The sequence below is a fragment of the Bifidobacterium sp. UBA744 genome (assembly GCA_002298605.1).
Taxonomy (GTDB): Bacteria; Actinomycetota; Actinomycetes; order Actinomycetales; family Bifidobacteriaceae; genus Bifidobacterium.
In genome coordinates, this window is the sequence record DBKS01000058.1 from 1 (window position 1) to 11,102 (window position 11,102).

10 protein-coding genes are annotated in these 11,102 nt (G+C 61.7%); 7 read left to right on the forward strand and 3 right to left on the reverse strand.

Annotated elements, in window-relative coordinates; all coding sequences use genetic code 11:
• Positions 1-145: 145 nt before the first annotated feature.
• The 7 genes from B2994_RS06510 to B2994_RS06540 all read left to right on the forward strand — a co-directional run bounded on the left by B2994_RS06510 (position 146) and on the right by B2994_RS06540 (position 8,709).
• Positions 146-1,639, forward strand: a complete 1,494-nt coding sequence (locus B2994_RS06510) for a DivIVA domain-containing protein (RefSeq protein WP_291527559.1) — start codon at positions 146-148, stop codon at positions 1,637-1,639.
• Positions 1,640-1,724: 85 nt separating this feature from the next.
• Complete coding sequence (gene dxr / locus B2994_RS06515; RefSeq protein ID WP_291527568.1) at positions 1,725-2,936, forward strand: 1-deoxy-D-xylulose-5-phosphate reductoisomerase; 1,212 nt, start codon at positions 1,725-1,727, stop codon at positions 2,934-2,936.
• Between the two features lie 11 nt (positions 2,937-2,947).
• Positions 2,948-4,186 carry a flavodoxin-dependent (E)-4-hydroxy-3-methylbut-2-enyl-diphosphate synthase gene (gene ispG / locus B2994_RS06520; protein ID WP_291527560.1) on the forward strand — a complete coding sequence of 413 codons (1,239 nt, stop codon included), beginning with the start codon at positions 2,948-2,950 and terminating at the stop codon, positions 4,184-4,186.
• 197 nt (positions 4,187-4,383) lie between these two features.
• Entirely contained in the window at positions 4,384-6,000 is a 1,617-nt protein-coding gene (locus tag B2994_RS06525; RefSeq protein WP_291527561.1) for an alpha/beta hydrolase, read from the forward strand.
• Between the two features lie 19 nt (positions 6,001-6,019).
• Positions 6,020-6,766, forward strand: a complete 747-nt coding sequence (gene recO / locus B2994_RS06530) for a DNA repair protein RecO (protein WP_291527562.1) — start codon at positions 6,020-6,022, stop codon at positions 6,764-6,766.
• A gap of 3 nt (positions 6,767-6,769) precedes the next feature.
• Positions 6,770-7,558 (forward strand): isoprenyl transferase, encoded by a 789-nt coding sequence (locus B2994_RS06535; RefSeq protein ID WP_291527563.1) that lies wholly within the window; start codon positions 6,770-6,772, stop codon positions 7,556-7,558.
• A 494-nt stretch (positions 7,559-8,052) separates the two neighbouring features.
• On the forward strand, positions 8,053-8,709 hold the full coding sequence (locus B2994_RS06540) for a hypothetical protein (RefSeq protein WP_291527564.1): 657 nt from the start codon (positions 8,053-8,055) through the stop codon (positions 8,707-8,709).
• A 225-nt stretch (positions 8,710-8,934) separates the two neighbouring features.
• Here B2994_RS06540 and B2994_RS06545 read toward each other — a convergent pair whose 3' ends face one another.
• From B2994_RS06545 to B2994_RS06555, 3 genes are all read right to left on the reverse strand, one after another.
• Positions 8,935-9,309: a thiamine-binding protein gene (locus tag B2994_RS06545; RefSeq protein WP_291527565.1), complete on the reverse strand. Its 375-nt coding sequence runs from the start codon at positions 9,307-9,309 to the stop codon at positions 8,935-8,937.
• A gap of 10 nt (positions 9,310-9,319) precedes the next feature.
• Positions 9,320-10,114 carry a bifunctional hydroxymethylpyrimidine kinase/phosphomethylpyrimidine kinase gene (gene thiD / locus B2994_RS06550; protein WP_291527566.1) on the reverse strand — a complete coding sequence of 265 codons (795 nt, stop codon included), beginning with the start codon at positions 10,112-10,114 and terminating at the stop codon, positions 9,320-9,322.
• Between the two features lie 137 nt (positions 10,115-10,251).
• Positions 10,252-11,102: phosphomethylpyrimidine synthase ThiC (locus tag B2994_RS06555; protein ID WP_291527567.1), on the reverse strand; the 851-nt coding region annotated here is incomplete at its 5' end.

The window sequence follows — 11,102 nt, forward strand, 5'->3', positions numbered from 1 at the left end:
CCAACTGAGCTAATCGCCCGAACGTATATAGCGTAGCGCATGGTGGGGTCGGTGTGTGCCGGCTCGTGTTGCGCTGGTCGCGTGCGTCGCATTGGTCACGTAAGGTGTAGCGTAGTGTAATCCCTCGTCGTAGGAGGTACGTCCCATGTCGGAACAATCCGAGAACGCCGGTCGCGGCCCTGTGATCGCCCGAGCCGGCAAACGCAAGTGGGGGTATGACGTCGAACAGGTAGATCAGTTTCTCGCCCGAGCCCACGAACTGTATGACAGTGTCGAGCCCAAGCTGACTCAACGTGACATTCAGCGGGCTTCCTTCGACTTGGTGAAAAACGGATATGTCATCGCGCAGGTGGATGCCGCGTTGTCGCGCCTCGAGCGCGCCGTGGTGGACAAGCACACCACATGGGAACTCGAGCATAACGGCCGTATTCCGTTCAGGGCGCAGAGCGAGGCCATGCTGGCCTCGTTGGAGACGCATTACCGTCGCGAGGCGAAGCGTCGTTTCAAGGATGGCCTGGGGAAGAAGCCCAGCTATGATCGCAAGCAGGTGGATCGGCTGGTTGACCAGATCATCGCCAAGGTTTCGGACGAGCTGGGAGTCGAAGGCGCCCAGCCGCTGGATTCCAAGCAGCTGAGCGACATCACCGCGGCTCGGGTCGCCAATGTGGTCTTCACTCAGCGTGCGGGCAAGCGCGGCTATGATGAGCGTGCAGTGGATTATTATCTCGATGTCGCCGTGCAGCTGTTGTCTCGTTTGGAGTCATACGCACGGGTGAAGGATTATGCGTCCGAGCCCTCCGGCTCCATGCCTGTGAAGGCTGCCGCGCCCGCCGCGTCAGCCGGGCCTCGTACCGAAGTCATCGCCCCGCTTTTCCCCGGGGACGATGCCGGGACGACCGGGCCCGCCGTTTCGGCGTCATCCGCTCCGATCGCTTCGGCTGCGAATGATTTTTCCAAGTTGACGGCGGAGGAGCATTCCATTTTCAAGCCTGCTCCTGCGGCGGCGAAGGTTTCGGCCGTTCCTCCGGTTCCGTCCGCTTCTCCGGCACCTGCCGCACCTGCCGTTCCTCCGGTTCCGTCCGCTTCGCCTGCCTCGTCCGCGCCTGTCGTGGCGCCCGCGGCGAGTGGTTCGCTTGCGGCTCTTGCCAAGTCCGTCGGGCGGCATTCCCAGGAGCCGTCCGTCGAGTCCGCTCCAACCGAGGCCGTGCCTCCCGTAGCCGTCGCGTCTGAAGCTCCGCTACCGCCTGCTGCATCGTCTGCCGTGTCGTCTGTCGTGCCGCCTGCCGCATCGCGTGAAGTTCTTGCGGAGCCTGTGGCGCCGGTGGCGGCTCCTGCGACTTCCGCGGCCCCCGAACCCGTGCCGGCCCGGGAGGCTGCCGCCCCGATTGAGCGGCCCGCCGCCACCGCGCCTGCGGCCAATGTCGCATTCCCCATCGGTGCCGAGTCTCAGACTGCATCGGCAAAGGACGATGGCGATGCCGACCAGTACCTGACGAATCTGCTGAGCAACACGTCATTCCCGAAAGTCGATCTCGATATTCCGGATCTCACCTTCCCCTCGCTGAATGACAACGGAAACGATGTCAACCAGCCGAAGGCCGACACCCCCGATGTGAATGGCGACCAGCAGGGCCGCTAGTGTTGGTTGTGTGTCAGAGGGATTTTCAACAGAACAGCTATCAGCATCAGCGCCGGTGAACGGTCGCGCCGTATCGTCCGGGCCTCTGCGCCCTGCATCCGGCGACTGGCATCGAACCGTCACGCTACTGGGGTCCACCGGGTCCATCGGCACCCAGGGGCTTGACGTCATCGCACGCCATCCCGAGCGTTTCTCGGTGGATGGTCTGGCGGCGGGCGGAGCCCACATCGACCTGTTGGCCCGGCAAGTCGCCCGTTTCCATGCCCGTCATGTTGCCATTTTCGACGTTTCCAAAGTCGGGCGGCTTCAACAGGCGCTGGATAGTCAGGGGGTCAGGCCCGGCGCTGATGTTACGATAACCGCCGGCCCCGAAGCGGTGATCGCGCTGGCCGGCGGCGGCGCCGACGTCGTACTGAACGGCATCACCGGTTCCATTGGCCTGGAACCGTCTATCGCGGCGCTGAAGGCCGGATCGCAGTTGGCGCTCGCCAATAAGGAATCCGTGGTCGCCGGCGGCCACCTATTATTTGATTCGGCTGTGCGGCCCAATCAGATCAATCCGGTCGATTCCGAGCATTCCGCCATATGGCAGTCGCTGCGGTCCGGCGTTCATGGTGAGGTCGCCAAGCTGGTCGTCACGGCGTCCGGCGGCCCGTTCCGCGGTATGACCCGTGACCAGATGCGTGATGTCACCCCAGAGCAGGCGCTGCATCATCCGACGTGGAATATGGGGCCGGTTGTCACCATTAACTCCTCAACCCTGATGAATAAGGGGCTGGAGGTTATCGAGGCGTCCCGACTGTTTGGCATTCCGCCGGAGCGCATTGAGGTGACGGTGCATCCGCAGTCCATAGTGCATTCGATGGTGGAATTCGTCGATGGCGCCACGATCGGCCAGGCCTCTCCGCCGGATATGCGCCTGCCGATCGCCCTGGGGCTGTCCGCGCCGGATCGCCTTGGCGACGTGGCGCGGCCCTGCGACTGGACCAAAGCGGCTACCTGGACGTTCGAACCACTGGATGATGAGGCGTTCCCCGCGGTGCAGCTCGCCCGCCATTGCATTGCCGCGTCCGAAAAGCATACGGCTGTGCTGAACGCCGCGAATGAGCAGGCCGTCCACGCGTTTCTGGAGCATCGCCTTCCGTATCTCGGTATTGTCGACACGGTTCGGTCCGTGATCGACGCCATGGATGCCGAATTGCGCGGCGCCCCGAAGTTCCGAGACGTGGAGGAAATGGGTCAGGTCGAGCTTGAGGCCCGTCGTCGTGCTGATCTTCTGATAGACAAGGCCTTGTGAACGTGAGCGATATGAATTCAAGTTCGAATGCGGACCTCGGCGGTACGCCGGGTTTCCGCAAAACCGGTGAGGCGTCGTATGCGGCGTCGCCTCTGCATGCGCGTCGTGCGACGCGTCGCATCATGGTCGGTTCCGTGCCGGTGGGCGGCGGAGCGCCGATTTCCGTGCAGTCCATGACCAACACCACCACGGCGGACGTGCCGGCCACCCTGCAGCAGATCGCCGAGTTGACCGCCGCCGGATGCGATATCGTGCGCGTGGCGGTGCCCAGCCAGGACGATGCCGACGCATTGCCCGCCATCGTCGCCAAATCGCCGATTCCGGTGATCGCCGACATTCACTTTCAGAGCAAATACGTGTTCCAGGCCATCGATGCCGGATGTGCGGCCGTGCGCGTCAATCCGGGCAATATCCGCAAGTTCGATCAGGTTGGCCCCGATATTTGCAAGGCGGCCACCGATGCGGGCGTCTCATTGCGCATTGGCGTGAACGCCGGTTCGCTCGACAAGGAGCTGTACGCCAAATACGGCGGTCCCACGCCCGAGGCGCTGGTCGCTTCCGCCCTCAAGGAAGCGCATATGTTCGAGGACGTCGGGTTCCATGATTTCAAGATCTCCGTCAAGCACCACGATGTGATCACCACCGTCCAGACGTATCGTTTGCTGGCCTCCAAAGGCGATTGGCCGCTGCATCTCGGCGTCACCGAGGCCGGGCCGGCATGGCAGGGCACCATCAAGTCCTGTCTGGCGTTCGGGGCGCTGCTGTCCGAGGGAATCGGCGACACGATTCGCGTATCGTTGTCCGCCCCTCCGGTCGAGGAGGTGAAGGTCGGCTGCAAGCTGCTGGAATACATGGGCCTGCGCAAGCGCCATTTCGACATCATTTCCTGCCCGAGCTGCGGTCGCGCGCAGGTTGACGTGATTCAGCTCGCCAATGCCGTGACCGAAGGTCTGAAGGGCATCACCGCGCCGATTCGCGTGGCCGTTATGGGCTGCATCGTCAACGGGCCGGGCGAGGCCCGCGAGGCTGACCTTGGCGTGGCCTCCGGCAATGGCAAGGGCCAGATTTTCATCAAGGGCAAGGTCATCGAAACCGTGCCGGAGGATCAGATCGTCGAAACCCTGCTGGCAAAGGCGCAGGACATCGCCGCGACCATGGAGAGCAATGGCGGCGGCGCCAACGGGGGAGTGCGGTCTTCCGCCGCCGGTCCGATCGTGGTGCCGATCACCCATCGGGGTGGAAGTCGCTAGCAGGTGTTGTGCGGGGCGGGAGCTGTTTCGCCTCGCTCTGCGCATAACCGGTGTTCGGCGCGAATGGATAGAATAACGGGGTGTCGATGAACGAACGGGTACCTCAGCATGCCGGGATGGCGCAGTCGACTGCCGAATCGCAGCCCCAGCCATGGACATCGAGGCGCCGGTTGAGGACGAGCCTTCCCATCTTCATCATGCTGCTTGGCCTCTTGGTCACCATTTCGAACCTGTCGAACATTTCTTGGCGCAATGAGCCCCTGGGTCAGACAATGGAGAGTCTGTCGTCCGATACGTCCGTCAGTTTCGACAATCCGGCAGGCGTGTCGCTGCCCACCCGTGGCGCCTACGAAGTCGAGGTCCTGGAAGACGACATGACGGTGACCCGCGCCTCAACTGGTGAGCGTGAGGACCTGCATCTGGTGGTGCGCATGCCCAAAGGGGTCGACGGCAAGATCCCCGGCGTGGTGTTCATGCATGGCGCCGGCTATGGGCTGGCCAAGGATTGGTTCATTGACGTGGGCGATGATCTCGCGTCGGCCGGGTTCGCCACTATCGTCATAGACAAGCCGGTGTGGAGCACCAACGACCTCACACGCGATTATCCGGCTTCCGCCGACGCATATGAGCAGGCGGCCGAATATCTCCGGGCCCTGCCGAATGTGGATGCGGATAAAATCGGCATTTACGCCACGTCGGAAAGCACGTGGATCAGTGCGTTTCTGCTGGAGCGGGACCCGCGCATCGCCTTCCAGATCCTCGTCAGCCCGATGGTGGACACGCCGCGACATGAGCTGGGCTTCCTCGCGGCCCAGGATTTCGCGCTGGTGGGGGCGCATCCGGGGTATCAGTCCATCGTCCGTCGCGTGTTCAGCACCGATCTTGCCATATTCGGCCTGACCAATTTCGATATCAACACCAATCTGCCTCGAGCATATGCCGTGCCCACATTCGTGGCATACGGGTCGAAGGATGTGATGACCGCTCAGGTCGAGGGTGCGGCCGACATTTTCGAGCGGGCGCACGCCGCGGGCAACTGGGATGTGACGGTGAGAAGCTACCCGGTGGCGAATCATGTGCTGCGCATCGGTGATGAGGAGGATGGCGATACCAAGCTTGCTGATCATTTTGAAGACGATATGGTGGACTGGGCTGTCGGCAAGGTCCGAGGTCTGACGCAGACGGACGTCAAGGTCGCCGGCACCGACATTTATCAGTCGATCGCGGTTCCCAAGGACCTGTATGCCCATCGCACCCTGACGGTGTACATGGTGGCGGTGCATGCACTCGCCATTGTGCTTCTGCTCGCCGCCGCGGTGATCGGCCTGATCGCGCTGATTCGCAAGATCAGATACGCGATCCGTCGTCGCCATGGGCCGGCCCTCGGCTTCATCAACGGCTTTGGCGGCATTCTGGCCGTCCTGACGCTGACTACGCTGGGCACCTTGTATCTGTTCGGCTCCGGTATCGCGCAAGTGGTGATGCAGATTGTCTCATTGATATGGGGAGCCGCACCGAACAGCCCGGATATGGTGTATTGGAGTTGGCCGGTTATCCAGACGGTGACCACATTGGTGGTGTGGGCATGGTCGCGGGTGCTTGCCCGTTTGATCGAGGTGGCGTCGGCATTGGGCTACACCAGCATGGGCCCCCGTCGCTTGATCCGTCAGATCCGTTCCGGCGAATTCACCCGGCGGATCCACAAGCCGCTGATTGCCACGACGCGGCTGGGGCGTGTGCAGTTCTGGGTCACCGCATCGGCCATGTTCGCCGTATTATTGGTTTTTGCCTTCTGGGGCATGTTTATTTACTAGCGATGGGGGGTGCCGTGCCATGCCGCTGTATCGTGACGAGGGTGTGGTGCTGCGCACGGCCAAATTGGGCGAGGCCGATCGTATCATCTGGCTGTTCACGCGGTCCCATGGCAAGATTCGAGCCGTAGCCAAAGGCGTGCGACGTGCCAGATCGCGGTTTGGCGCCCGTCTGGAGCCGTTTATGCGCGCCGACGTGCTGGTGAGTACCGGCCGATCGCTTGATGTGGTTGCTCAGGCCGAGACCATCGCCGCCTATGCCGATCGTATCGTCTCCGACTACGACTCGTATACGGCCGCGAATGTGATGGTCGAGACGGCCGACAAAGTGGTGTCCGCGGAGCGCGAGCCGTCCCCGGTGCATTACCGGCTGCTGGTCGCCGCACTGTCGGCGCTCGCCCGTGGTCTGCACAATCCGGCGTGCATCGGCGACTCCTATGTGCTGCGCGCATTGGCCGTCGCCGGTTGGAGCCCGCGTCTTGACTCCTGTGTGGTGTGCGGGGGAGCGGTCGATGACGCGCAGGCGTTTTTTTCCGCCGCCGCGGGCGGCCTTATGTGCCAGGCGGATCATACGCCGGAGTCCCGGCGACTGCATGGGGGGGTGCCCGCGCAACTCGCCGCGCTTTCCGATGGCGATTGGAGCGTGTTGGATGCGCTGTGCGGCGCGGGAGGGCCGGGGCTCAATGGACAGACCCGGCATATTGTCGAGGAATGGGGCGCATATTATCTGGAACATCCGATTCGTTCGCTGCGAATGCTACATTCCTGAACTATGGCTTTTGAACATGTCGACTACACGTCACTGGATATTCCGGCGGCGCCTTTTTCCAACCCCGCTATCATTCCGGACTTTCCCAAGGACAAGGTGCCGCGTCATGTCGGCGTGATTATGGACGGCAATGGCCGCTGGGCCAAGGAGCGCGGCATGATTCGCACGAATGGCCATCAGGCCGCCGAACCGGTGGTGTTCGACACGATCGCCGGTGCCATCGAAGCCGGCGTGCGGTACCTGTCGCTGTACACCTTCTCGACTGAGAATTGGAAGCGCAGCCCGCAGGAGGTGCGTTTTCTGATGGGCTTCTCCCGTGAGATCATCCATCGGCGTGTGGCTCAGATGGACGACTGGGGGGTGCGCGTGCGGTGGTCCGGCCGGCGGCCCAAACTGTGGAAGTCGGTGATCGACGAGCTTGAAGTCGCCATGGAGCGCACCAAGAACAACAAGGTGATCGACGTGGTGTTCTGCATCAACTACGGCGGCCGTGCCGAAATCGCCGATGCCTGCGCCGCGATTGCCCGCGAGGTCCGCGACGGCAGGATTTCCGGTGATCGCGTCACCGAGAAGATGATCGCCGACCATCTGTACAACCCCGACATCCCCGACTGCGATTTGGTGATTCGCACTTCCGGTGAACAACGGACGTCGAACTTCCTGCCATGGGAGGCTGCCTACGCCGAACTTGACTTTGTGTCCGAACTGTTCCCCGATTGCGGTCGCAAGGTGCTGTGGCGTTCGATAGACCACTACATCCATCGCGACCGTCGCTTTGGCGGCGTTAAATAGTGGTTCGGTAGCGCACGACCGGTGCAATTGGCCCGTGCTGCTCGTTGGCCCATGGAACTTGTCGCCAAACTGACGGGTTCCATGGGCCAAAGCGGTTTAGGCGACAGATGCTATGGGTGAACGCGGGAGTGGCGTGCTTGATGGGCGAGTACGGTTGGCTTATGGCAAGACACATGGGCATGATGAGGCGATTGGCACAGGCGCAATCGCAGCTCCGTTGCGCTCGGCCGCAGACTGGCGCGGAACTCTCCGCCATGTCACGTGGCGTGCGTCGGGGGCTGTTGTGTCAGCCGTATCGAGGCATGTATGTGCAGCTTGAATGTTGGAATGCACTGGATCCTCTGGAACGGACAAGATATGTGGTGCGCACATTGGCGTTGATGCATCCTGATTGGATATTCTGCGGGCCCACCGCTGCGATTATGTACAGGTTGGACTGCTCGTATCGATTCGCCATGCCTGTCTGCATTACCGTTCCCGGTCAGCACGGAGGAGTGAGTTCCTCGAAGCTCAAGCGGTACGCCATTGCGGATCCCGAACCGAGGGTATGGAACGGTATTCGTCTGACATCGTTGCGTCGTACGCTGGTGGATTGCGCGATTCGTCTGCCATTGCGATACGCGTTGTCGCCGGTGGAAAGTGCGGTTCGCAATGGTTGGATTGATCGTGATGCTCTCAGGCTGTTCGTTGCGGGCATGTCGTATCTGCGTGGACGCGGACAGGCATTGCGTGTCATCGAGATGGCGGAGGGGCTCAGTGAGAATGGTGGCGAGGCGGAATGCAAAGTGGTGCTTGACCGGCTTGGTTTTCCGGTGGATGGGCAGCAAGTCGAGTTTCCATGCTTGTCGATGCCGAATCGCAGGCATCGTGTTGATTATTACTGGAGACGTGATGATGGTTCGGTTGTAGTGGGAGAACTGGATGGATTGGACAAATATGTTGATCCCTCGATGACCGGAGGGCGTGGCATTCGCAGCGTGGTGGATGATGAGCGCGATCGTCAGGAATGTCTGGCACGGCAGAAAGCGGATACGGTCCGCATGTACTACTCAGATCTGAGTCGACAGGATAGGCTTCTCTCCCGCTTGGAACGTAACCGTGTTCCGCGTAGGGGCGTTCGACCATACAAGCTGTCGCAAAATATGCTTTGACCCATATAATCTGTCGTCAAACTGACGGATACTATGGGCTAAATCAGCAAGATGTCGCCGGCCTCGCCACCGCTGGGGCGGTGCGCTGTGTCGGTGTTTGCATGCATGATTCATGTGCGAATATCGGGAGATAACGATCGGGAGATAACGATTATGAATTCAATGGCGGGCTGGTTGCGATAACCAACTCGCCACTATTGCATTTACTATGCGCGCAATTGAGGTTTACTGCTCCTGACCGAGGATTTCGTTGACCAGGGCCTGCTTGGCCTTGATTTGTCCGGTGAATCCCGGGCGGATGTCCAGACGCATCACCACGTCGGTGCGCATGCCCTGCTCGGCGAGCACCCGGGTGGCGTCGGCGACAACGTGCAGCACTTCATCCAAGTCGCCTTCGATATTGGTGAACATCGCGTTGGTTTCACTGGGAAGCCCGGATCGGCGGATGACGTCCACCACCTTGGCCACCTCGGGGGATTTTTCCGGGCTGCCTCCGGCGGGCGAGATGGCCACGGCGGCCAGCGTGTTGATATACGGCTTGCCGGTTTCCGGGTTGACGGGCACGTCCTGGGTCGGGGCGTTGCGATCGAGATCGGTCATGCTGTTCTCCTTATCTCCATTTCCATCCATGATCCATCGGACCGGAGCCATGGCCCAGATCCAGTTGTGCGTTCAATGCCCCGGTCAGATATTTCTTGGCCGATTTGATGGCTTTGGGCATCGGCTTGCCCTTGGCGAGATTGGCGGTGATGGCGGAGCTCAAAGTGCAGCCGGTGCCGTGCGTATTGGGATTATCGACGCGCGCGCCGGGGAACCACGTCACCTCGCCGGACGGCTCCACCAGCACGTCGTTGGCGTCATGCGTGCCGTGTCCGCCTTTGATCAGCGCGGCGCAGCCGAAATGGCCGGACAGGCGCTCGCCGGCGGCCTCCATGTCCTCGGGGTTGTGGATAAGCGTATGCGTCAGCAGCTCGGCTTCGGGAATGTTCGGCGTGACCAGCGTGGCGAGCGGAAACAGGCGGTCGGTGAGCGTCTCCATGGCGTCGTCCGCCAATAGCCGCGCACCCGAAGTCGCGACCATCACCGGGTCGAGCACCACATTGCCGGCATGCCAGAACTCCAGTCGTTCGGCGATGGACGCAATGAGTTCACGCGAGGATACCATGCCGATTTTCACGGCCTGGGGACGGATGTCCTCGAACACCGCGTCGATCTGCGCCGCCAGCATGGCGGGTGAGGCGTCCTCGACCATGCGCACGCCGGTGGTGTTCTGGGCGGTCAGGGAGGTGATGGCGCTCATGCCGAACACGCCGCAGGCCAGCATGGTTTTCAGATCGGCCTGAATGCCGGCGCCGCCCGAGGAATCGGAGCCTGCGATGGTAAGCACTGCGGGAAGTTTGGACATAAGTCTTCTTTTCTGTGACTGGTGATGCGAGGAACCGGGAAATATGGCCAACAATGGTTTGCTGTGTGTCGAACGCGCACACAGCAAACCAGATTTCAGTTATGCCGCTTCTGTCAAAACGCTATGAGCGCGGGAGCTCACTGCGCGTTCTGATAGAGCTTCGAGCCGCCCTCTTGGAACTTGCGGCTCATTGCGGCCATGCCGGCGGCAACGTTCTCCGCGGAGTCGGCCACCACCTGCTCCTGATGCTCCTTGTCGCCGAAGGCCTTGCGGATGTTCTGCGAAATGGCCATCGAGCAGAACTTCGGACCGCACATCGAGCAGAAGTGCGCCATCTTGGCGGGTTCGGCGGGCAGCGTCTCGTCGTGGAAGGCGATGGCGGTGTCCGGATCGTAGCTCAGGTTGAACTGGTCGAGCCAACGGAACTCGAAGCGCGCCTTGCTCATCGCGTTGTCGCGATCCATGGCGTGCGGATGGTGCTTGGCGATGTCGGCGGCATGGCAGGCGATCTTGTAGGCGATCACGCCCTGCTTGACATCGTCCTTGTTCGGCAGGCCAAGGTGCTCCTTCGGGGTGACGTAGCACAGCATGGCGGTGCCGTACCGGCCGATTTCGGTGGCGCCGATGGCTGAGGTGATGTGATCGTAGCCCGGTGCGGTATCGGTGGTCAGCGGTCCCAGGGTGTAGAACGGGGCGCCCTTGCAGATGGACTTCTCCATCTCGATGTTCATGCGCACGGTGTCGAACGGAATATGGCCCGGTCCCTCGATCATCACCTGCACGTCATGCTGCCACGCACGCTGGGTGAGTTCGCCCAGCGTCATGAGTTCGGCGAACTGGGCCGCGTCGTTCGCGTCGGCCAGGGAGCCGGGGCGCAGGCCGTCGCCGAGCGAGAATGCGACATCATACTTGGCGAAGATCTCGCACAGTTCGTCGAAGTGGGTGTACAGGAAACTCTCCTGGTGGTGCTGCAGACACCATTCGGCCA